This is a genomic window from Streptomyces sp. NPDC127106 (assembly GCF_042677605.1).
Taxonomy (GTDB): domain Bacteria; phylum Actinomycetota; class Actinomycetes; order Streptomycetales; family Streptomycetaceae; genus Streptomyces.
In genome coordinates, this window is record NZ_JBHXTC010000004.1 from 21645 (window position 1) to 43843 (window position 22199).

At 72.7% G+C, this 22199-nt stretch carries 20 protein-coding genes and 1 pseudogene; 9 read left to right on the forward strand and 12 right to left on the reverse strand.

The window, feature by feature from the left end; translation table 11 throughout:
• The first annotated feature begins 131 nt into the window (after positions 1-131).
• Genes ACFVGY_RS05930 through ACFVGY_RS05945 form a run of 4 tightly spaced genes read left to right on the forward strand, consistent with a single transcriptional unit; the run spans position 132 to position 4418 of the window.
• Positions 132-1436 (forward strand): M16 family metallopeptidase, encoded by a 1305-nt coding sequence (locus tag ACFVGY_RS05930; RefSeq protein WP_385671637.1) that lies wholly within the window; start codon positions 132-134, stop codon positions 1434-1436.
• Complete coding sequence (locus tag ACFVGY_RS05935) at positions 1433-2845, forward strand: M16 family metallopeptidase (protein WP_385671640.1); 1413 nt, start codon at positions 1433-1435, stop codon at positions 2843-2845. The genes ACFVGY_RS05930 and ACFVGY_RS05935 overlap by 4 nt, the downstream gene beginning before the upstream one ends.
• Positions 2842-3462: a flavoprotein gene (locus ACFVGY_RS05940; RefSeq protein WP_385671643.1), complete on the forward strand. Its 621-nt coding sequence runs from the start codon at positions 2842-2844 to the stop codon at positions 3460-3462. The genes ACFVGY_RS05935 and ACFVGY_RS05940 overlap by 4 nt, the downstream gene beginning before the upstream one ends.
• On the forward strand, positions 3459-4418 hold the full coding sequence (locus tag ACFVGY_RS05945; protein WP_385671646.1) for a hypothetical protein: 960 nt from the start codon (positions 3459-3461) through the stop codon (positions 4416-4418). The genes ACFVGY_RS05940 and ACFVGY_RS05945 overlap by 4 nt, the downstream gene beginning before the upstream one ends.
• A gap of 189 nt (positions 4419-4607) precedes the next feature.
• Here the strand turns inward: ACFVGY_RS05945 and ACFVGY_RS05950 are convergent, their stop codons facing one another.
• The 10 genes from ACFVGY_RS05950 to ACFVGY_RS05995 form a co-directional block, all read right to left on the reverse strand.
• Positions 4608-6263 carry a DUF6297 family protein gene (locus ACFVGY_RS05950; protein ID WP_385671649.1) on the reverse strand — a complete coding sequence of 552 codons (1656 nt, stop codon included), beginning with the start codon at positions 6261-6263 and terminating at the stop codon, positions 4608-4610.
• Positions 6254-6982: an ATP-binding cassette domain-containing protein gene (locus ACFVGY_RS05955; RefSeq protein WP_385671652.1), complete on the reverse strand. Its 729-nt coding sequence runs from the start codon at positions 6980-6982 to the stop codon at positions 6254-6256. Before ACFVGY_RS05955 ends, ACFVGY_RS05950 begins: the two co-directional genes overlap by 10 nt.
• Positions 6979-7218 carry a hypothetical protein gene (locus ACFVGY_RS05960; RefSeq protein WP_385671654.1) on the reverse strand — a complete coding sequence of 80 codons (240 nt, stop codon included), beginning with the start codon at positions 7216-7218 and terminating at the stop codon, positions 6979-6981. The genes ACFVGY_RS05955 and ACFVGY_RS05960 overlap by 4 nt, the downstream gene beginning before the upstream one ends.
• Positions 7219-7619: 401 nt before the next feature.
• A complete protein-coding gene (locus tag ACFVGY_RS05965) occupies positions 7620-8282 on the reverse strand; it encodes a deoxynucleoside kinase (protein ID WP_385671657.1) in 663 nt (220 codons plus the stop codon).
• Between the two features lie 379 nt (positions 8283-8661).
• Complete coding sequence (locus tag ACFVGY_RS05970; protein WP_385672249.1) at positions 8662-11112, reverse strand: SpoIIE family protein phosphatase; 2451 nt, start codon at positions 11110-11112, stop codon at positions 8662-8664.
• A gap of 151 nt (positions 11113-11263) precedes the next feature.
• Positions 11264-12079, reverse strand: a complete 816-nt coding sequence (locus ACFVGY_RS05975; protein ID WP_385671660.1) for a barstar family protein — start codon at positions 12077-12079, stop codon at positions 11264-11266.
• 328 nt (positions 12080-12407) lie between these two features.
• The gene (locus tag ACFVGY_RS05980) at positions 12408-12611 is read right to left on the reverse strand and encodes a hypothetical protein (RefSeq protein WP_385671662.1); all 204 of its coding nucleotides are present in this window, start codon (positions 12609-12611) and stop codon (positions 12408-12410) included.
• A 44-nt stretch (positions 12612-12655) separates the two neighbouring features.
• Positions 12656-12868, reverse strand: a complete 213-nt coding sequence (locus tag ACFVGY_RS05985) for a hypothetical protein (protein ID WP_385671665.1) — start codon at positions 12866-12868, stop codon at positions 12656-12658.
• Between the two features lie 237 nt (positions 12869-13105).
• A complete protein-coding gene (locus ACFVGY_RS05990; RefSeq protein WP_385671668.1) occupies positions 13106-13597 on the reverse strand; it encodes an EF-hand domain-containing protein in 492 nt (163 codons plus the stop codon).
• A 260-nt stretch (positions 13598-13857) separates the two neighbouring features.
• On the reverse strand, positions 13858-14808 hold the full coding sequence (locus tag ACFVGY_RS05995) for a helix-turn-helix transcriptional regulator (protein ID WP_385671671.1): 951 nt from the start codon (positions 14806-14808) through the stop codon (positions 13858-13860).
• 65 nt (positions 14809-14873) lie between these two features.
• Here ACFVGY_RS05995 and ACFVGY_RS06000 point away from each other — a divergent pair, with 65 nt between their 5' ends.
• On the forward strand, positions 14874-15248 hold the full coding sequence (locus ACFVGY_RS06000; protein ID WP_385671673.1) for a VOC family protein: 375 nt from the start codon (positions 14874-14876) through the stop codon (positions 15246-15248).
• Positions 15249-15591: 343 nt separating this feature from the next.
• Positions 15592-17574, forward strand: coding sequence for a hypothetical protein (locus ACFVGY_RS06005; protein ID WP_385671676.1), 1983 nt, complete (start codon positions 15592-15594; stop codon positions 17572-17574).
• A 323-nt stretch (positions 17575-17897) separates the two neighbouring features.
• On the opposite strand, the gene ACFVGY_RS06010 is transcribed toward ACFVGY_RS06005, so the two are convergent.
• On the reverse strand, positions 17898-18845 hold the full coding sequence (locus ACFVGY_RS06010) for an SDR family NAD(P)-dependent oxidoreductase (protein ID WP_385671678.1): 948 nt from the start codon (positions 18843-18845) through the stop codon (positions 17898-17900).
• Between the two features lie 109 nt (positions 18846-18954).
• On the opposite strand from ACFVGY_RS06010, the gene ACFVGY_RS06015 reads away from it, so the two are divergent.
• The 3 genes and pseudogenes from ACFVGY_RS06015 (at position 18955) to ACFVGY_RS06025 (ending at position 21148) form a co-directional block, all read left to right on the forward strand.
• On the forward strand, positions 18955-19620 hold the full coding sequence (locus ACFVGY_RS06015) for a TetR/AcrR family transcriptional regulator (RefSeq protein WP_385671681.1): 666 nt from the start codon (positions 18955-18957) through the stop codon (positions 19618-19620).
• A 487-nt stretch (positions 19621-20107) separates the two neighbouring features.
• Positions 20108-20822 (forward strand): annotated as a pseudogene (locus ACFVGY_RS06020) (IS5 family transposase).
• A 38-nt stretch (positions 20823-20860) separates the two neighbouring features.
• Positions 20861-21148 carry a hypothetical protein gene (locus ACFVGY_RS06025; protein ID WP_385671684.1) on the forward strand — a complete coding sequence of 96 codons (288 nt, stop codon included), beginning with the start codon at positions 20861-20863 and terminating at the stop codon, positions 21146-21148.
• A gap of 206 nt (positions 21149-21354) precedes the next feature.
• On the opposite strand, the gene ACFVGY_RS06030 is transcribed toward ACFVGY_RS06025, so the two are convergent.
• On the reverse strand, positions 21355-22199 hold an 845-nt coding region (locus ACFVGY_RS06030; protein WP_385671687.1), incomplete at its 5' end, for a PLP-dependent aminotransferase family protein.

Here is a 22199-nt window from a genome sequence, read left to right on the forward strand (position 1 = left end):
TGTTTTTGTTTTAGAGAGGGGGGGCGCCCGGGCCCCCCCCGCCCGCCCGCGGGCGGGCCCCCCCCCCCCCTCCGGACCGGTCCCGACCGGTCCGGAGGGGCGCGGCCCCGAGCACCCCATAGGCGGAACCAATGATTGCAGAATCACACTCCCCCCTTTCCCAACTGGAACTGCATAACGGTCTCAAGGTCGTCCTGAGCCCGCACCAGAATTCACCGCTCGTGGCGGTGGCCGTACATTACGGGGTGGGGTTCCGGTCGGAGCCGGAAGGCCGCAGTGGATTTGCCCACCTGTTCGAGCACCTCATGTTCCAGGGAAGTACCGCCATCGCGCCCGGCGAGCATTTCCGCATCGTCCAGGCCGTCGGCGGACAGGCGGGCGGTTCCACCCGGCAGGACTACACCGAGTACCACCAGATCGCGCCCGCCGCCGCACTGGAGCGGTTGCTGTTCCTCGAAGCCGACCGGATGCGGGCGCCGCGCCTGGGCGAGGCCACGCTGGCCGCGCAGCTCGACGTGGTGAAGAACGAGATCCGACTGCGGGTACGGGACCGCGCCTACGGCGGCTTCCCGTGGACCACCCTGCCCGCCGCGCTGTACCGCGGCTTCGCCAACGCCCATGACGGCTACGGCAACTTCACCGATCTCGAACGCGCCACCGTGGACGACTGCGCCGCCTTCTTCGACCGCCACTACACACCCGGCAACGCGGTGCTCACCGTCGCCGGCCACATCGATCCCGACCGGACGGCCGTGCTGGTCGAACGCCACTTCGGCGACATCCCCGCCCGGCCGGCCGCTCCCGCGCCGTTCCTGGCCGAGCCGGCCCCCACCGCTCCGGTGCGCCGGACGCACCACGATGCGCACGCTCCCCTCCCGGCCACCGCCCTCGGCCTGCGCCTGCCCGATCCGGCCCCCGCCGCGGACGACCGGGCGCGCTACCCGGCGTCCCTCATCGTGGCACGGCTGCTGGCCGGCGACGGCCCTGCCGGTCTGCGCGCCCTCGCGCACCGCCGGGGACTCGACCTGGCCACCGCCACGGCGCAGTGCGGCTTCTTCGGCCCGTACGACGCCCGCGACCCGGACACGTTCGTCGTCACGGCCCGCCACCCCCGGCCGGTGCACGAGCAGTTCGCGGACCTCGTCGTCGACGCCCTGACGGACCTCGCCGACGGCGCCGTGCCGCCCGACGAGGCGGAGCACGCCGCGACGGCGCTCGCCGCCCGGTGGAGCCGCGACCACGACCATCTGCTGGCGCGGGCGCGCACCCTGGGGAGGTTCCGACTGCTGCACCGGGCCCCCGAGCGGGTCGCGGCACTCCCGGGCCTGCTCCGGAGGCTGGACCCGGCCGTGGTCCGGGAGGCAGCGGGAGAGCTGAGCCGGGCCGTCCCGGGCCTGCTGACCGTACGACCGGCCGAGGAGGCCCCGCTGCGATGACCGGACGCCCGCCCGTGGCCCAGGCCTCGACGCCGCTCCCGCCGCTCCCGCCGCTGGGGGCCGACGCCCCGTTCACCCTGCCCCGGGCCACGACCCGGCAGCTCGGTCCGGGCCTGCGCCTGATCGCCGTACCCCGCGCCGACACCTCCACCGTCGACGTGCGCGTGCAGATCCCGTACGTCGCCCGGGACGCGCGCGACACCGCCTTGGCCGAACTGCTCACCGCCGTCCTGTTCAGCGGCACGGCTCGGCTCGGCACCCACACGGTGCGCTGGGACACGGCCCTGCGGACGGGACGGCTCCAGGCCCGCCGGACCACCGAGTGGCTGGTCATCGCCGGGCACTGCCGGTCCGACGAGCTCCCGCACCTGCTCGCTCTCCTCGGGGAGCGGCTGGCGTGCCCGGACCACGACGAGGACCTGGTCCGCGCGCAGGCCGAGCGGATCGCCCGCGCTGCGGAGGTCCTGCGCACCGACCCCCGCCGCACCGCGCTGCGCACCCTGCGCCGCCTGCGCCACGGGGACCTGGGCTGCTTCGAGGACCTGCCGGCCGGCGGCGCGGCGGATCCGCCGACGGCACGCGAGGTGGCCGCCGCCCACGTGCGCCTGCTGACGCGCCCGCCCGCGGAGGTCCTCCTCGTCGGCGGTGTGAACGCGCAGACCGCCGCCGAGCCGGTGCGGCGCGCCTTCGCCCACCGCCAGGGCTGCCCGCTGCCTGACCCGGCGCTACCGGCGCCCCTCCCCGCGGCCCGGCCGGCCGCCGGCGCCGGGCCCCGGCGCGTCGTGGTCCACCGGCCGGCCTCCGCCCAGTCCACCCTCGCGCTGGCGTGGGACTGCCTCCCGTTCGAGGACTCCCGCCACACGGCGCAGGCGGTGGCGAACGCCGTGTTCTCCGGGTACTTCTCCTCCCGGCTGGTGGCGCGCCTGCGGGAACGCGAGGGCCTGACCTACCAGGCCACGTCACGGTTCGACCGGGTCCTCGGGACGATGTCGGTCGTCCTGGAGGCCTCCTGCGCCCCCGCCGAAACGGAGCGGACGGTGCGAGCGGTGCTCGACGAGGCACGGCGCATGGTGACCGACCCGCCCACCCCGGCGGAGACCGCACACGCCCGGCGCTTCCTGGCCGGGTCGCTGCTCATGGCCACGGCCTCGCCGACGGACCTGGCGAACCTCGTCTCGTCACTGAGCTGCTGGGGCGTCGGCGTCGGCTGGACCGAGGAGTACCCCCGGCGGCTGGCGCTGACCTCGGACGGGGAGGTCGCCCGCGCCGCGGCCCGCGTCTTCGGCAGGCCGCCGACGGCCGTGGCCGTCGGGGACCCGGCCGCGCTCACCGAGCCCCTGGGGCGCCTCGGGTTCGTCCCGCACGGCGCCCCGCCCTCCCCCGCACCCACGAAGACAGGAACGACATGACGTCCGGCTCACCCCGCGATGTCCCCGTGGCCGCGCCGCCCTTTCCCGTGCAGCGGCTCCTGCTGGTCGGCACCGGAGCCGTCCAGGTCGCCCTGCTGCCCACCTGGCTGGCATGGCTCCGGGGCGCGTACCCGGCGCTGGAGGTGCGGACCGTGGTGACCCGCAGCGCCGAGCGGTTCGTCTCCCGCGCCGCGCTGCACGCCATCGGCGGCGGCGAGGTGCTGGCCGACGCCTGGCCCGAGGACCCTTCCGGGGGCGCCCTGCACGTGGAGCTGGCCGAGTGGGCGCAGGCCGTGGCGGTATACCCGGCCACCGTGCACTTCGTCAGCCGCTTCGCGCTCGGCCTCGCCGACACCCCGGCGCTGCTCGCCCTGCAGTGCACGGCCGCCCCGGTGGCGGTGTGCCCGGCGCTTCCGCCGGGCGGGCAGCGCAGTCCCGTTCTCGAAGGGCATCTGCGGTCCCTCGCCGCCCGGGCCGGCGTGACCGTCGTCCCCTCCGTGCCCGGACGCTCCGTCAGCACGGGGCGCCCCGGCGGGGCCGCACCTCCGCCGCTGCCCGTCGTGCTGGAACACCTGGCCCGTATGACGACCGCCGCGGGCCGGGACGCGGTGGCATGAGCGGGGCGGTACGGGAGGCGGGCGCGCGCGAGTTCGGCACCCGCCAGATGCGCACGCGGATCGAGCCCGCCTCGCCGGGATGGTTCCGCTGGACGAGGACCAGGCTGGCGGGCCGGCTGGGCCCGCCGGTCCCGGGCGGATTCCCCGCGCCCGGCGCGGCGGCCCACGTACTGGTCGGCACCCGCTCCGGGCAGACCACGAGCTACCTGTGCCGAGGGGACCTCTCCCTGGCGCACCTGGTGTGGCCGCCCGGCCGGTCCGCCGTACCGCCGCAGGCGGCGGCGGCCGCCCTGCGCGCGGTCGGGCACGCCCTGGCCGGAATCGCGCACCACGCCCCGCTGCGGGAGGACGGGCCGACGGGGCCGCCGTCGGCACTGCTCCGACTGAACTCGTGGCTGGCCACGGGTGACGGCGCGGGCGAGGCCGTACGGCTGTACGACCTGTGCCGGTCACTGCTCGGCCGGCGCCGCCTGCACGACCTGCGGCAGTGGACCGACGAACTCACCGGCCCGGCAGCCGGATCCGTCCTCCTGCACGGGGAGCCCTCCCTGGGCCTGGTGGTCCTGCCGCGGGAGGGTGCCGCGGCGCCCGTCCTGCTCACCGGAGAGAGCCTCGCCCGTGGGCCCGCCGAGTTCGACCCGGGCTGGATCCTCGGCGAGCTGGCCGAGATGGCGGACATCGCCCGGCGCCACGACGCCGCCGGCGGGACGGTGGAGCTCTTCGGCGCCATGGCGGCGGCCCTGCTCGCGGCGCGGGGTCCGCTCGACACCGCCCGCCTCGGCCGGGTCGCGACGCTCCGCCGTCTCGCCCACCTCGTCGACTTCGCCTCGTACGTGAGGTGGACCCCGGGCATGGAGCCCTCCCTGGAGCAACTGGTGCACCTGGTCGACGAGGCGGGCAACCCGGCCCTGGACTTCGCACCCCCGGCATCGGCCCCGCTGCCGCACCGCGGCTAGGGCCTGCGTGATGTCGTGATCAGTTGCTGCCCGCCGGCCGTCCCCGGACCTGGCCCGGGGCAGTCGCCGCGGACAAGGCCTACTCGTCTCGCGGCAACCGCTCCTACCTGCGCAAACGCGTACGGTCCGCCCGGCCGCGGCTGCGCGGGCGGGCCGTGCCCGTACCTGTACCCGCCAGCGCCCGGGAGTTCAGTCGCACAGGTCCCGGGCCTGGCGGGCGACGCGGCGCAGGGACCAGGCCAGTACGGCGGCGGAGCGGGCGGCCAGCCACAGGGTGTCCTCGTCCGGGCCGGTGGACGGGGTGTACGCCACATGCCACAGGTACGGTGCCGCCACGAAGCCCGCGGCCAGGGCGGGAGCCAGCCGCCACAGGACGAACGGGACCGCCGCGTACCAGTCGAGGGACAGGGCCAGCAGGTCGTAGCGCGGGGCGCCCCGGTACGCGCCCACCAGGGCGGTGCCGACCAGCGCGGGTCCGGCGAGCAGCAGCGCCGTGGCGTACGCGGGGAGGGGGCCGGTGGCCGCTCCGGTCAGGGCGGCGAACGCCCACGCCGCGGCGCCGGCGGTCCACAGCAGCGCGCTCGGGACCGCCGCGTGGGAGACGGCCTGCGCACCGGGCGGCAGGGGCAGCAGCAGGGCACGACGCGGTCGGTCGGTGTCCTGGTGGGCCGGTTCGACCAGGGCGACCGTCGCGAGGTACGGCGGTACGACGAGCAGCAGACCCAGGGCCGCCGCCTTGAGGGGACCGGCCCCGGCGTGCGCCGGCTCCGCCAACCGGTCGGCCACCACCTGGAGCTGGGCGAACCCGGCCGCCAGCGCGGCTCCGGCCAGCACGAGCCGCCACGGATGGCGCAGCAGGACGACGGCGTCCCGCCACAGCGGTACGGCCCACGGGGGGCGCGGCATCGGGAGGCGGGCCCTGCGCCGGTGCCGCCCGCCGGTCGACTGCAGGACGAGGGTGAGCGCGCGCAGGTCCAGCAGCGTCGCGCCCTGGGTGACCGCTCGGCCGGTGCGGGCGCGGGCGAGGAGCGCGTCCGTCGGGATGGCCGCGAGGGACCGGACCCCGGCCCGCAGGGCCACCGTCGCGCAGACGGCGAGGCAGGCGGACGCCGCTGCCCAGGCCGTGGGCGAACCGTGCCGGGCCGCCGCAGCCGTGGCCGCGCCCGCCCAGCCCCAGGGGCCGGACCAGGCCGCGACCTCGGTCAGGGCGGGCACCGAAGCCCCGCCGGCGAGGACGGCCGCCCCGGCCACGGCGAGGCAACCGCCGAGCAGCCGGACGCGGTCGGCCACGGCCGGCCGGGCTTCGGCCACGGTGCCCAGACCGACGGCGAGGCAGGCCAGCGCCACGTGCGCCGAGAGGGCCACCGGGATGACCTCGGACCGCCACGCGCCCTGCACGGCCAGGGCGAACGCGGCTTCCAGGGCGCCGATGACCAGCGCGGCCCCGCACGCCACGGCCACGGCCCGCACCAGGCGTGGACGCAGCAACCGGCCCCGGTCCCCGGGCAGCGGCAGCAGCCAGGTGATCTCGGCGGGGCTGAGCAGCACCGGTCCGAGGCGTACGCACAGGGCGAGTTCGCCGGCGAACAGCAGCAGCGTGCTCCCGACCACCGCGGCGCGGGCCGCCGTGCCGCCGGACCAGCCGAGCCCCTGGCCGATGCCCGGCGCCGCCTGGACCAGGCCCGCGAGCACCACCAGCGCCGAGACGGCGGCGCACGCCCAAGTCCACACGTCGTCGAACCGGGCCCGGCCGGCACCGCGCCCGCGCCGGATCCGCGCCGCGGTGGCCAGCGCCGTGGCCGTGGCGTCCCGGCCGTCGACGGCCCGTTCGGTGGTCACCGCCACGGCGACACCTCCGCCACTGCGGTCACCTCGGCCGGAGTGCCCAGGGCGGCCACCCGCCCCCGGTCCAGGAGCAGCACCTGGTCGGCGACCTCCTCGACCGTGGCGCGGTCGTGCGAGGCCAGCAGCACCGCCGTACCGGCGGCCTTGGCCGTCCGCAGCGCGGCGGCCAGCCGCCGCCGGGCCGCGGTGTCGAGCCGCTGCTCGGGCTCGTCGACGACGATCAGGCGGGCCGGACGTACCAGCACCGAGGCGAGCAGCAGCATCTGGCGCTGTCCCGCCGACAGGGCGTCGGGGAAGGCACCGCTCCGGTGTTCCAGGCCGAGCCCGCCCAGTACCCGCTCGGCGGCGGCAGCAGCCCCGGAACCCAGGCCGTGCGCGGTGGCGACCATCCGGATGTGCTCCCCGACGGTGAGGTCCGGGAAGCACTCGGCGCCGTCGAGGAGCAGCCCGACGGCACGCCGGAAGGCGGCGTTCGCCTCACGCGGGGCGGCCCCGGCGAAGGAGACCTCGCCCCGGTCGGGCTGCTGCCGGCCCAGGCACACGCGCAACAGCGTGGACTTGCCCGACCCGTTGGCCCCGGCGAGTGCCAGACAGGATCCGGGTTCCAGGGCCAGGCCCACGTCGTCCAGGACGACCTCGTCGGCGTACGCGACGTGGATGTCCTGCGCGTGCAGCAACGCCGCCGCGGTCGGGGAGCCGTCCCCCGTGGTGTCGGTCACGCCCCTGCCCCTTCGGTGCCGCCACCGGCCATGGCAGGGAGCCGGGCAGCGACTTCCGCCAATATGCATTCATCATGCACGAATATACCCATGCGGTTGAGGGTCTTATGGGTGTGGGAGATCAGCAACCCGGACCGGGTCGCGGCCTTGAGCAGCACCTCGATCCCGAGCAGCCGGGTCCGCAGCTCGTCCAGCCCGGATCCGGCAGCGCGCAGGGCCAGTTCGCTGGAGAGCATGAACACCCTCCTCGCTCGCCGCCAGCGCGTCCCCGGTGCCGAAGCCGTCGGTCTCCGGTGCGTAGCGGGCCGCGTGGACCCCGGGCGGCAGCACCGTCGCGGCCGTCCGCCGGTCCACCGTCGGATCGGAGGCGGTGGACGCCGCCGCCAACCGGTGGGACTCGCAGGCCAGTTGGTGGACCAGCACCCGGTCGGGTCAGCCAGGTCCAGCGCCGCGGCCGCGCCCTCGGCGTCGTAGCTGCGCAGCGGCCGTGCGAACAGTCCGTGGGCGGCCATCGCGTACGAGAGCCGCCCCCGTGGGGCGGGGGGCGGTGGGGCGCGGCCTGCGCCGCTCGCGGTCGTCGTCCGCGACGGTTCGCGCGGCCAGGACCTCCGCCGGGAGGCACCCGCGCGGAACGGCTTCAGCCCCGGCGCCTGGCTGCGGCCAGGGCGTCCTTGACCTCCTGCGTCACGCGGGCCGCGTCCTCGGGGTCGTTCACCACGTCCGTGTGGTTCATGTCGATGATGAGGACGTCGCTGGCCGAGTAGTGCTCGTGCACCCAGTCGTCGTAGCCGGACCACAGCGTCCGGTAGTACTCCACGAGGCTCTCGTCCTGCTCGAAGTCGCGGCCCCGCAGCCCGATGCGGTGCAGCACCGTCTCGAAGTCCGCCTTGAGGTAGACCATGAGATCGGGTGCCTTGCGGTACGGCAGGCCGTCGATCTCGCGCATCATCTCGTCGAGCAGTCCCTCGTACACCCGCATCTCGAGGGAGCTGATCCGGCCCAGATCATGATTGACCTTGGCGAAGTACCAGTCCTCGTATATCGAACGATCGAGCACGTTGTCGCCCTGCTTGTACGCCTCCTTGATCGAGGCGAACCGCGTCTGCAGGAAGTAGAGCTGGAGCAGGAAGGGGTAGCGCTTGGCCTGGATCTCCTCGGGGCTCGCCGTGTAGAAGAGCGGAAGGATCGGATTGTCTTCCACGCTCTCGTAGAAGACTTCGCTGCCCAGCTCCTTGGCGAGCAGTTCGGCCACGCTCGTCTTGCCGAGTCCGATCATGCCTCCGACGCAGATCACCGGCATACCTCACTTCTCCCTGGGGGTCTTCTGTTCGCGGGAGGGCTGTGCACCCCTTCTCCCTGAGACGCACAGGTGGACACCCGATACCCCCAGGACCCTCGTGATCAGCTCTGGGGCCCGGGTCCGGACCAGGGATCCGGCGCAGGCCTCCCGCTCGACCGGCAGGGGTGACCGTTGCGCGGTAGCCGCATGCAGCGGGCCACCGCTCCGCGTTCGGCTTGAAGCTTAAATGACGATTCGCCCCGCGCCGGCCAGAGCGCCGGAGCGCCGGAGCCTGCGGGCGACGTTCTGGTGCGAGTCGCCCGGTGCTGCGACGCGGTCGGCTCCTCGAGGCCGACCATCGAACGCGCCCCAGGTCGAACAGCGACGCCGGTCCGACGTGTCATGGGGCGTCGTGACGGGAGTGCTCGGTGAGGAGCAGCGCGATGTCGTCGGCACGGTAGGAGGAGCGCCGGGCGTTGTGCAGTAGCCGGTCGGCGAGTTCGTCCAGGGATTCGGCGTGGGCGTGGGCCAGGGACGTCCGCAGGCGGTCGATCCCCACGTCGATGTCGGCCCCCGGTTCCTCGACCAGGCCGTCGGTGTAGAGGGCGAGGAGGGATCCCGGCGGTAGGGCGATCCCGGTCGGGGGATAGGCGCTCGTGGGGTCCACACCGAGGAGTGGGCCGACGTCGAGGTCGAGGGCGCCGGTCGGGCCGTCGGGACGGCGGAGCAGGGGTGGAAGGTGCCCGGCGGTGACGGCCTGGGCTTGGAGGCTGCGGGGGTCGAGACGGACGTAGCAGCAGCTGGCCAGGAGCCCGGGGTCGAGATCGATGAGGGTCCGGTTGACTCCGGCCATCACATCGCCGGGTGCGTCGCCCACAGCCGTGAAGGCCCGTACGGCGCTGCGCAGCTGGGCCATGGTGGCCGCGGCGGCGATGCTGTGCCCTTGTACGTCTCCGATGACGAGAGCGACCCCGTTCTCGACGGGGATGACGTCGTACCAGTCGCCGCCGATGTCCATTCCGGTGGTGGCGGGCAGGTAGCGCGCGACGGTACGGATGCCCGGGACCACTGGCAGCCGGTGCGGAAGGAGTGTCTGCTGCAGGCCCCGCGCGACGGCGAACTCCGAGTCGTAGAGCCGCGCCCGTTCCAGGGCCTGGGCGATCAGGCCGGCGAGTGCGGTGAGGACGCCGCGGTCCTTCTCCGTGAAGCGGTGGGCCTCGTCGAAGCCCAGGACGCAGGTGCCGACCGGGCGGCTGGAGGCGATCAGTGGCAGATACGCCCAGGAGCTCACCTCTCCGACGGGGATGCCGGGGTATCCCCGGGAGAGGTCCTGCTGCGACTCGATGAAGAGCGGCGCACCGGAGGTGAGCGTCTCCGTACCGGGCAGGCGGGCGTGCAGCGGAACGCCCTCCAGCCAGTCGAGGAAGTCCTCGTGGCGGCCGGTGTGGAAGAGCCGGTGCATCGTCTTGCCGCGGACCACATAGATCGCCAGTTGCTGCCCCCCGAAGGCCGGCAGCAGCTGGTCGGCCAGGACCTGGCAGACTTCCCGTGCCGTGACCGCCTCGGTCAGCGCACTGCCCAACTGCAGGACGTGGTACATGACGCCCATCCGCGCCGGCACCCCTGCGGTCGCGGAGGCACCGACCGCCGACGCCGAGGGGGGACGGGTGTCGGGGACCACCAGCCCGGTGACCCCGTCCCGCTGGGGGTGGAGGGAGAAGGCGAGCCACTGGTCGGGCGGGCGGCGGGCCAGGAAGGACGAGGGCGTCTGGGAGATCATCGCGGACCGGTGCCGGTACTCGATGTCCGGGTCAGACAGCCAGGGCACCGCGTTCCACAGAGCTTGGCCCAGCACCTCCTCGCCGGAAACGCCCCACAGCCGCAGGGCGCTGTGGTTGGCGTAGGTCACCCGCCCGTCGGGGGCGAGGGAGAACACCCCGTCCCGCAGCCGCTCGACCGCGACGAGCGCCGCATGGCCCGCCCGGGCGTCGACGACCGAACCGACCAGGTGGGTGCGCGCCCGCGCGTCGTCGGTCTCCAGTAGGCGCGCCCACACCTCCACCGTGTGGTGGCCTTCGCTGCCGACCCCGCGCTCCCGTACCCGAAGGCGGCGCGCGGTGGTCCGGCCTTCGCCGGCCGCCTCCCGGGCAAGGGCCCGGAACGCGGCGAGGTCACCGGGATGCAGGCAGGCAGCCAGCGTTTCGACTCGGCCGTCGAACGCACCGGGGTCGAGACCGAAGGCCGCGCAGAACTCGTCGTCCACGGTGAAGGTGCCGGAGGGCAGGTCCCAGTCGAACAAGCCCACCCGCACGGCCCTGGCGGCGGGTGCCGGGATCTCGACCGGAGCCGTGCCAGGACCGCATTCCACCGGATCGCCGGTACGGGCACGCAGGGCGACCAGGGAGTCACCGAGCCGGCCGGCGACGGAGCGCAACCTGCGGCGCCGCTGGGTCTTGGAAACGCTCGCGTTGCCGGGTGAGGTCGCCCAGACGATCGCCAGCGATCCGAAGGTCTCCCCGCGCGCGGCCACCGGCACGGAGCAGGAGCCGAAGGCGTACGGCAGCGCTACGGCGAGCTGGGGGAACCGGCGCATCGTCTCGTCTGCGTCAGCCAGGTGGACGGTGCGCCCGGTGCTGTACGCCACGGCGACGGGAATGGGACTGCTCACCGGGATGAGACGCCAGCCACCCAGCAGGGAGGGCGTCGTCCCGTAGGTCGCGCTCAGCACGAGGGACCGGCGGTCGCGGGAGCGAAGGAAGACACTCCCCGCGTACGCGCCGGTTGCGTCGACGGCCTCGACGACGGCTGCGGCGAGCAACTGCTCGCGCTCCGCCGTCCCACCGGCGATCATCTCGCGCACACCTCCAGTCTGCGCAGGTCGCTCCCCGGCACCAACACGCCAGCCGGCCGTAACACGGGGGTCACAGATCGTGACGGTTGTGGACGCCGGGCTGAGGAAGGGCCCACCTGGCCCGCCGGTTCGGCGTGCGCCTCGTACACCGTCACCGCATGATGACGCTGACGCCCCGTCTCTCGAAGATCTCCAAAAGCTGGTCGAACAGGGCTGCCTCGCCGTCGCCGGTGGGCAAGCGCTCCGCCAGCCACCTCGCCTCGGCCGAGGACTCCCATCGCAGGGTGAACGGCGGGGTGGCGCCCCGGCGGCCGGCCAGGCAGTCGTCCAGGGCGTCAAGGTTCCAGCCGAAGTATCCTCCGGGACCGTTGATGGCTTCGCCGAGCGCACAGAAGAAACTGTCGAGGTCGAGAATGTGCCGGCCGTCCAAAGTGAACACCTGCCCTGGAGGAGCGTCGGCCTTCCCCTGGCGGTGGTATTCGTCGGACCACAGCGCTACTGATAGCCACGCGTGTTTCTCGTCGGGGGCGAGGTCGTGCCACATACCGGCGCGGTTCAGGCGACCGGTGCGCATCAGGTCCCACACTCTGTCCGAACCGGGCACCGCGAGCTCACACCCCAGCGTCACCGTCAGGTCGACGAGGCCGGCTCCCCGGGTGGAAGACCGGACGTCAACGACGGTCAGTTCGCCGACGAGGTAGGACCCCATGGTGGCACCCTCGGCGTCGAGGACGTGGAACCAGGCGTTTCCCGCCATGGCGCGACAGCTGCCGACGTGGTCGACGGCCTCCGTCAGGCCGCCCTGCGGGGAACAGCCCGTGAGGTGAACGCGGCGTGCTCCCTCTTCTTCGTCCAGCGGCGTGAACAACCCCTCGGCGTCGTACGCGAAGCCCCAGAAGTCCGTGCCGTCCTCGTCGGAGGTCAGAGCGTACTTCTGCCCCCCGTCGCCCCGATCCGATGTCCGCATCGCACTCCTCATGAGAGAGCTGAGCGTACCGACTGCTGGAGGGCATCCCCGGCACTGAACGGGTGAAGTACAGAGAAGCCCCGCCCCGTGCGGGAAGCGTGCAAGAGCCCCTGCGGTGGGCAGTGCGGGGGCTGACTGTGAACGTACTACCGCCGGACCTGCCCAGGCTTCGGGACTTCTTCGCTGGTCGGAGACGGCGTACTCACAGGTGGTGGTGCCGTCCGTCGTGGCTGCGCGGTGTCGGAGTTCAGCCGCGAGGAGGGTGGCGGGCCGGCCCCCGGACCGGCCACCGGCGCGGCCCTGGCCAAGACGTGCGGCAGGGACGGCGTCAGGCCAGGGACACTCCTCGGCCGGCGAAGAACTCGGCGAACTGGGCCACGGGCAGGCTCGCGGTGCGGGCCTGCCCCGTGTGGCCGGACGGGTTGCGGAAGTGCACGGTGTCGCCTCGCCGGCTGGTGACGAGGACGAGGTGGCCGCCCTTGCCGGGGGCCGGGTTCTCGGGACGGCGGATCTCCTTGTGCACGGACGCCATCACCAGCCTGCCGGCGTCCAGCAGGGCGAGGAGGTCGGGGACCGTCAGGGGGTGTCCGGGTCGGGCGCGCCGGACACGGCCCAGCCGGGATCGTCCGCGGGGTCGCGGCCCTCGTAGACGATGGCATGGATCAGGTCCTCGCTGGCGTACTGGGTGACGGTGGGGAACTGCGGGTCAGGCACGTGCGGGGTCCTTCCGGTGCGCGGTCGGTTGATCAGCCGGTGGACGGTGGGCACGTCCACGCCGCCGGAGATCACCACCCCGATGGTGCCTGAGTCCTCCGCTCCGGGTACGCCTCGGTCGGCTCCCGTGCACGCACCGAAGCCGGGCCACGGGCCGAACGGCCTGCGCGACGTGACGCGGTCCACCGCCCCAGGGCGCACCTCCCGCGGCAAGGGCCGGCCGCATCCGTCTGGCATCCGCTTCGCAGCGGGCGGTCGGACCGTGCGGCCGCCCCTGCACGGGCCGCGGCGCGGCCGGTCGCCAGGGCAGTCCTACTGGGCGCTGTAGGACTCCTTGACGTGCCGGGCGCACTCGTCGCGGGTGAGGAAGCCGTCGCCGTCGGCGTCGCTCTTCTGGAACTCCTGGAGGGCTTCGGCCGAGGGGAGCCCCTTGACCTGCTGCCAGGTCAGCCACTCCGCAAGGGAGATCTTGCCGTCGTTGTCGGCATCGGCCGTCTCCAGGACGGCGAGCTCGAACGGGATGGCGACCTGGTCGAGGAAGTCCGGGCGGCGGTAGGCGGAGACGAACTCCCGGGCGGTGACCCTCCCGTCCCCGTCCGCATCGGTGCCGCTTCGCAGCGTCTGCCACATCTTGTTGCCCAGGTCGGTCACCCGCCGCCAAGCGGGGGAACCCGGGTAGGCGCCGGCCCGCACCAGCATCTCCTGGACCAGCTGGTCGATGTCGACCTGCTCGATCACACCGTCACCGTCGACGTCGACCTTCTTGAACATCGCCTGGAAGTGGCCGCGCTCCGCCTGAGTCACCACAGACCCCACCTGTTCCTTTCCTAGCGGGAGGGATACCGTTCGCCAACGTCCCACACGCCTCCGTCCGCGGGCGGGCATCGCGCGCCGTCGATCACCCGAAAGAGGCCAGAACGGCAGCACGGCACCGGCCCGCGCGACCTGCGAGACGTAGGGGATCCCGTCGACCGGGACCAGCCCGCAGCCCGTCACGGGAGTCCGTACGGACACCGGTCAAGGCGGCCCCGATGACGCCGTGTTCTTCGCCTTGCTCGTCGCCGTCAACGGTTGGCTGTCAGGAGAGCGCGGGCGTGGCGGATGAGTGCCTGGCGCACCTCGTCGGGGGACAGCACGGTGAGCGGGGCGGCCAGGCTGAGAAGGTAGGCGGCGAGTTGCTCGGTGCTGTTGCCGCCGATCTCGACCATGGTCGCGTCGGGGCCGTCAGGGCTGTGTGTGCCGAGGGTGGGTGGGACCTTCTGCAGGGCGCGGTCCAGGGGGAGCGGAAGGCGGATCGTCACGTACACGGGGTAGACGACGCTCGCGATCCCTCGGGAGACCAGTGCCGCCGCATCGGGCGGATCGGTCAGGTCGGCTGGTTCGGTGGTGGGGCGTACGCTCACCACCCGGTCGGCACGGAACGTACGCCATTGCTGTTTGGTGACGTCCCGGGCGACCAAGTACCAGCGCAGGCCGGTGTGGACCAGGCGGTACGGGTCGACGGCTCGCACGGAGGCCCGGCCGGCGTGGTCCCGGTAGGAGAGGGTGGTGCGCAGTGTGCTGTGGCAGGCTCGCGCCAGTTCCAGCAGCAGGAGCGTGTCGATCTGCGGTTCGCCGGAGCGGGGAGTGTGTTCGAGCGCGCCGTCCAGTGTGCTCAGCTGGTCCGCGAGGTGTGTGGGCAGGCTCTGGCGCAGCTTGAGCAGCGCGGAGAGGGCGGCTTGCCCGGTGCCGAGGACTCCGCTGAGTGCGGCCTCGCGCAGGGCGACGGCGACGGCCAGGGCCTCCTCGTCGTCCAGTACCAGCGGCGGCATGCGGGCGCCGGGGCTGAGCCGGTAGCCGCCCCAGGGGCCGGGCGCGGATTCGACTCCGTAGCCCAGGTCCCGCAGCCGGGCGATGTCCCGGCGGACCGTGCGGTCGGTGACCGCCATGCGCTCGGCCAGTTCACGGCAGGTCCATTCGGGGCGCGCGGACAACAGCGACACCAGGCGCAGCAGACGGGAGGAGGTCCTGATCACAGTCCCCCAGTGTCCCGGACGACCAGGACACGTCCTGTCAGGGTCATGGCCTACGGTCCGGTCCCATGAGCAATCCCGAGATCCGTCTGCTTTCCTTCGACTTCGACTGCCTCGACCCGGCTGAGCTGGCCCGCTTCTACGGCGATGCCCTGGACCTGCCCGTGCTGTATCGCAGTGACGACTTCGTCCTGCTGGGGCGGGAGGGAGCCCCTGGGCTCGGCTTCGTCCGCCAGATCGGGTTCCAGCCTCCGGCCTGGCCCGACCCCGCCCACAGCAAGCAGGCTCACCTCGAACTGGGCGTCGACGACCTGGACGCCGCGCAGGAGCGGATGCTCGCCCTGGGCGCCGTCTTGCCCTCCTTCCAGCCGCGGCCCGACGTGTGGCGGGTGCTCCTGGACCCGGCGGGTCATCCCTTCTGCCTGTCGACGCACGGAATGTGAGCCCGTCCGCACCGGCTCGCTGCCGTTCTCCCTGCCTGCATGCCGCCGAATCCGATGAACTGCGGGGGCGGACCGGCCTGGAGGAAGTCGACCGTGGCGGCCAAGTTGGGGCGTCATGGCCCGAGGCGGGGGGCGGCAAGACGGTGTGGTTCGAGTGCGGCGCCTCCGTTTGACATCCGCCCCCCATGGACCCAGCGTCGAAAGGGAGGGGGATCCGCTGGTCGACGTCGGCAGAGGGGGTCCTATGCGAACTCTGTGCCACGGGGACCTGGAGATCGAGTGGCCCGGTGACCGGGGCGGCCGGGTCAGGAGGACGTCACCCACGGCAGCGGCCCCGAACGTCGTGCCGCAGAGCATTCCTCCCGTCACACCGCCGCCGCTGCTGGTGGGCCGTGACGGACAGCTCGACGACGCGCGCAGGGCCCTCGCGGCCCTGCGTCCTCTCGAATTCCACGCACCCTGTGGATTCGGCAAGTCGACGTTCCTGCGCGCCATAGCCGCCGATGCGGGCGGACGTGGCACCCCAACTCTGTTTCTGAGGGCCGGAACCGAGGCCGCCGCAGACCTGCTCCGGCGGATCTTCGCCGCGTTGTACGAAGCCGACCGTCCCATGGTGCCCACCCCCGAGCAGTGCGCCGACGTGCTCGCGGGGGTGACCGCGATCGTGGTGCTCGACGATGTCATGGGTGGTTGGGAGCAGGTCGAGCCGCTGATGGAGAGGATGCCCGGCAGTTCCTTCGTGTTCGGTTCGGACCGGCCGTTCCTCGGGCGTCATGGGGTCTCGCAGAATGTGCCCGGCCTGTCCGACGACGCGGCACGGGAGCTGGTGGCGCGGGAACTGGGTCGCCCGCTCACCGAGCTGACCGAGGTCGAACAGTCTGCCGTGACGTCGTTTCTGGAGGCCGTGGAGGGACAGCCCCTGCGGCTCAGACAGGCGGCTGCCCTGGTGCGCGCGGAAGGCTATGAGTTCGCGCGGCTCGTCGAGTACGCGCGGAGCGACCCGCGGACCCTGGACCGGCTCAGTCTCGATGTCCTGGCCGAGCGTGAACGCCGTGTACTGGCCGTCCTGGCCCTCACGGCCGGGGCGCTGCTCCCGGGTGATCTCGTGGCCGTCATGAGTGATGTCGAGGGTGCGGTCGCAACCCTCCGGGAGATGCGCCGGCGTGGTCTGGCCGAGCAGCGCGACGACCGGTTCGGACTGCCGGTCTGCCAGGCGGAGAGCCATCGGACGACGCTGATCGAGTACCTGGATCTTTCCTCCTCGGTACGCGAACTGGCCGGGTGGCTGAGAACCTGCGACCCGACCAGCGAGGAGGCCGACGACGCCGCCGCGGCGGCGCTGTCCGTCATCGCATTCGTGGCCGAGCGCAGGGAGTGGGCGGCCGTTGTCCGGCTGGTGCGTGCGGTCGACCCGCTCCTGGCCCTGAAGGGGCGTCTGGAGGCCTGGAGCCATGTTCTCGACCAGGGGATCGAGGCGGCCCGGGTGATCGGCGACCAGGTGGCCGAAGCGTTCTTCGCCAACCAGAAGGGCCTGGTCGCCCTGTGTGGGGACCAGCTCGACACCGCGCGGGACAGCTTCGAGAGGGCGTTCGAACTGTGGAAGCGGGTCGGCGACGAGGCCGGAGCGGCGGTCGCCCGGGACAACCTCGCCCAGCTCGGGCCCTTCGGTGTCCCGCCGCCGCCTCCGCCGCCTCCGCCTCCCCCGCCCTCGCCTCCTTCGTCTCAGCCCCCGACTGCGCGTCTGCCCTCGCCTCCTCCACCTCCCCCAACTCCGCCACCTCCTCCTCCATCTCCGCCCTCCGAGCGACCTGTGCCGTCAGGGAGTAAGCGTTGGTGGGTGATTGCGGCGGCAGCCGCTGTCGTGGGTATCGCCGTGGGGGTCGGGGTGAGCATGGCGGGCGGGGGCGGAGACGGGCCGCCCGCCGATCAGCCGCCGCTTGCCCCGACGTCCTCGTCCCCGACCTCACCTTCACCGGCGTCCATCGAGGGCACGTACACGGTGACCGTGAAGGGCGCTGAACTGCGCTTGGTCGTCGAACCGGCCACTGCCGATGAGTACAAGGCGTACGGGACCCACGAGGGAACCCACGGCCTCGACCCCACCTCGTGCGAGCCGGAGATCGGGGTGGACGTGGATGCCGCGGAAGCAGTCATCAGCGGTGACGGATCCTCTTACGCGGGCACCTACATCGACCTGTACACGGCCCCTGGCGGCGGGTGCAGCTACAGAACGTACGAGGTGACCATCGGCCTCATCGGTCAGGACACCGTGAAGATGTGCACGGTGCGCCCTGAGGGGTGCACGACCTACCAGCGCATGGAATAGGGGGCCTGCAAGGGCCGTACGTCGCGGGTAGCTCGTTCACTCGCAGCCGTAGGCCGGAGAGGTGGTAGCGGATCACCGGCCGGTGGGCCGGACCATCTCCGAGAGGTTCCCCGGGTGGCAGCTACGTTCAGCTCGCCGCCGATCGCATGCAGGTACGCGGCCTGGCCCGCCGCTCGGTATCGAAGGCGAGGAGCATTCGGATGCTCATGGTCCCACCGCTACGCGGACGCAGCTCCCGCATGTTCCGGTGGCGGCTCTTCTCGATCGCGCCGACCGTCGGGCGGCGGGGCGCCGGGCGAGCCGGCGCCTCCTGCCTGCGCCGGCTACATGGTGATGGCCGATCCGGAGGGAAACGAGTTCTGCTGGGACTGGACGACGGGGAACTTCACGCCGGTGAGGTTTTCGGAGGCAGCCCACAGCCGCTGCTGGACGGCTACCTCGTACGACTCCGGGCTGGAGGTGACCAGCCGGGGGTGGCCCTTGACCTCGTTGCGCCCGCCGGGACCGTAGTACTGGCCGCCGAGCGCGCCGGGGTCGGTGGCGGCGCGCAGGGTGGGCAGGGCGCCCATGGCCGGTGTCTGGGTGATCAGCGGCGCGAGCCAGGTGACGGGCAGGCGGAGCGCGGCGGGGGTGTTGCGGATGAGGTCGGTGTGGGACATGCCGGGATGGGCGGCGACCGCGACGGTGGTACCGTGCGTGGCGAGCCGGCGCTGCAGCTCGTACGTGAACATCAGGTTGGCCAGCTTGGACTGACCGTAGGCGGCGGCCCGGCTGTACGACCGCTCCCACTGCAGGTCGTCGAAGTGGATCGCGGCCCGGATGCGGTGGCCGGTGCTGCTGACCGTCACCACGCGCGAGCCAGGCACCGGCAGCATCAGGTCCAGCAGCAGCCCGGTGAGCGCGAAGTGGCCGAGGTGGTTGGTGCCGAACTGCATTTCGAAGCCGTCGGCGGTGGTCTGCTTCGGGGTGTACATCACGCCGGCGTTGTTGATCAGCAGGTCGAGCCGGTCGAGCCGGGACCGCAGCGCCGCCGCCGCGGTCCGCACGGAGTCGAGCGAGGTCAGGTCCAGCGCCTGCACAGTCACGTCGCCGGTCATGCGGGCCGCGGCCTGCTCGCCCTTCTCTACGTTGCGCACGGCGAGCACCACGGACGCCCCGTGCTCGGCGAGCGCCTTGGCGGTCTCGTACCCCAGTCCGGTGTTGGCCCCGGTCACCACGGCCACCCGCCCGCGCTGGTCAGGAATGTTCGCTGTCGTCCACTTCTCGCCCATGTCAGGCTCCCAGCCGGCTAACGTACCGAAGGTATCTTGTGTCGTCGACGTTAAAGTACCTTCGGTATGTTGTCAACGTACCGAAGGTACCTAATCTAGACTGGCGATCGTGACTTTCCAGCGGGCGCGAACTGAAGAGCAGCGGGAGATCCGCCGACGGGCGATCCTCGACATGGCGTCGGCGATGCTCGACGAGATGCCTGTGGCCGCGGTCACCCTGAACGAGCTCAGCCGCCGGGTAGGCCTGGCGAAGCCGAACGTGCTGCGCTACTTCGAGTCTCGCGAGGCGGTGCTGCTGGAGCTGCTTGACCGCTTCCTGCGGGAGTGGCTGACGGAACTGGCAGGGGAGTTGGCCGCCGGCATCGACGAAGATCTCCCCATGCCCGAGCGAGCGGCAGCGGTGGCCGAGATCCTCAGTCGCTCACTGTCCGGCCGCATGGTGCTGTGCGAGCTCTTCGGCGCACAGGGCAGCGTCCTGGAACACAACGTCTCCGTCGAGGTCGTGGCACGCTACAAGCGGGCCTCCCTGGACCGCCTGACGACCATGACCGCCCTGATCCGGAAGTACCTGCCGGAGCTGGGTGAGAACGCAACACTGTTCAGCCTGCAGACCATGGTCATGGCCGGCGCGCTGTCGGCGTACAGCACGCCCCCACGCAGCCTGCAGGCGGCCTACGAGGCCGAGCCCGACCTGGCCCGCTTCCACTTGGATCTGAAGGACTACTTGAAGCAGGCCCTGACCGCAACCCTCCTGGGCGTGCTACCCCGCCGCTGACCAGCGTTGCACTGAACGGGCCAAAACCTCCGTACCTCTCGCGCTCGGACGGCGGAGAGGCCGGGGTGCCCAAGCTCGGGCCGCCGGCCCTTCCCCGGCACCCGACGCATCCGCGGCATCGCCGCCCAGACCCTCCGGCTGGCCTTCCCACTCGCCCACGCCAACCGCCGCAAGATCGGCCGCTGGCTCGCCGCCATTCCGCCCGACGGGCACCCACCCCGCCGACGGCCCACCCGTCGCCGAGCGACGGGACCTCTCGGCAGCCGGACCCCGACGGGCCACACCGCTGGAAGAACGCCCCTGGACCGGGCGGTCACCGGGGAGTGGCACACGGTCGTCGGCCCACAGATGTACCGGAGGTTCGCGCTGCACAAGTGGCTGGCTCCCGGCCACTCCTCCGGCAGCGTGCCCGGACCGTACTGACGGGCTCTCAGCGTCGGCTGTCGCCGGGCGCGAGCAGGTGACGATCCCGCAGTATGCCGTCGATATGACGGATCGTCGACCGTATCCAAGCGACCTGTCGGCCGCCCGCTGGGCCTTGGTGGAACCAACTCTGACAGCCTGGCGTCAGGCCCGGACTGCACGCGCCCTCGCCTTCGGCCGGCCACCCGAGCACGACCTGCGAGATCTCCTCGACGCGATCCTCTACGTCGACCGCACGGGCATCCCCTGGCGCTACCTCCCGCACAACTGCCCACCCCACCAAACGGTCTACGCCTACGTCGATCGATGGCAACGAGGCGGCGTGTTCGAGCAGCTCAACGGGCTTTTGCGCCGTCTGGTCCGCGCCAGCGAGGGCCGTGACCCGGAGCCGACGGCCTGCATCATCGACTCCCAGAGCGTCAAGACCTCCACCCACGCCCCCGCCACCACCCAGGGCGTGGACGTCGGGAAGAGGATCGCCGGCCGGAAGCGGAACATCGTCACCGGCACCATCGGACTTCTCCTCACGGTCCTGGTCACCGCAGCCAGCGTCCAGGACAGCACCGCATGCCGACAGCTACTGACCAAAGTGGCTGCCGACCACCCGACCGTGCACAAGTCCTGGGCCGACATGGGCTCCAAGACCGCCGTCGTCGAGCACGGCGCCACCCTCGCATCGACGTCGAGATCGTCCGACGCGACCCCACGACCAGGGGGTGATCAACCTCATGACCCGCCGACTGACCGGCGCAACCACCCCGACTTGGCGCGGAACCTGACCCACAAGCAGGGATGAAACGCCCAGTAGGATTCCGGAATGGAAATCGAACTGGATGACTATATGGACGAACTGGTCGAGCTGCAGGAAGCGAACGACGCAGCGCATGCCGTGGTGAAGCGTCTTCAGGAGGAACTCAGCAAGGTTCAGGAGTGGACCGACGAGCAGCACGTGGCCTGGCGGGACGCGTGGGAAGACTGGCGTGCGGTCTGGGAGCCGTTGGAGGACACCCTGACCTACCACGCGGAGACGCTGGGCCTGGACCGCGACGAATTGGCGGCCGCGGTGCAGGAGGCGGCAGGCCACGTCCCGCCGACAGAGGACTGACGGGCCCGCCGGCGGTGGGCAGCCGCGCGAGGGGCTCGGCGACACGCACGGCGCGGCCCCGCTCTCCCGGCCGGTGAGGAGCCGCCCCGCCGTCAGGGCAGGTGCGTGTTACCGGCTCCGCCTTGACGATGGGCGCGCTCCCGCAACGCAGCGGTCCGGTGGACGACTTCCCCGCCCCAGGCCCAGGTTCAGCTTCAGGCTCAGGTTCAGGGTCGGGACAGGGTGCGGGCTGCCGTGGCCAGGCGGCGAGCGGCCTCGGTCAGGTCCGCGGGGTCGGCGGCCGCGGCGAAGCCGAGGCGGAGGTGGGAAGCGGGCGGGTCCGTCGGGAAGTAGCGGTGGCCCGCGTCGACGGAGACGCCGTGCAGGCGGGCCGCGTCGGCGACGACGGTGTCGGTGAGCTGGGTGGGCAGGCGGAGCCACAGGTGGAGGCCCCCCGGCGGGTGCCGGGTGAGCGTCCAGTCGGGCAGTTCGCGGGCCAGGGCGGTGGCGAGGGCGGTGGAACGGGCCCGGAGTGCGGTGGCGAGGGCACGCAGGTGGCGGTCCCAGGCGGGGGTGGAGAGCAGTTCGACGGCGGCTTCCTGAAGCGGGCGGGCGGTGAAGAAGTCGTCCACCTGCCGCATGCCGCGGAGCCGTTGCATCACCGGGCCGCGGGCGACGAGTGCGCCGATCCGCAGGCTCGGTGAGGCCGGCTTGGTCAGCGAGGTCAGGTGGACGACCGTGCCCTCCCGGTCCTCCGCAACCAGCGGGCGGGGCATCGGGCCGCCGCCGTGGCCGAGGTGGCGGGCGAAGTCGTCCTCGATCAGGAACGCCCCGGCGGCCCGGGCCACGTCCACGACCTGGCGGCGACGGTCGGGGGTGAGCACCGTGCCGGTCGGGTTGTGGAAGGTCGGCTGGCAGTAGAGCAGCCGGGCGCCAGTCATGGCGAAGGCGTCGGCCAGTAGGTCCGGGCGGATCCCGTCGGCGTACGGTGCGGAACCCCACGGGGGCCCGGCGGGGGCCCGCGCGGGCGCGCACGGGCCCGGGGGCGTGGGGGGCGAGAGCACACCCCCCG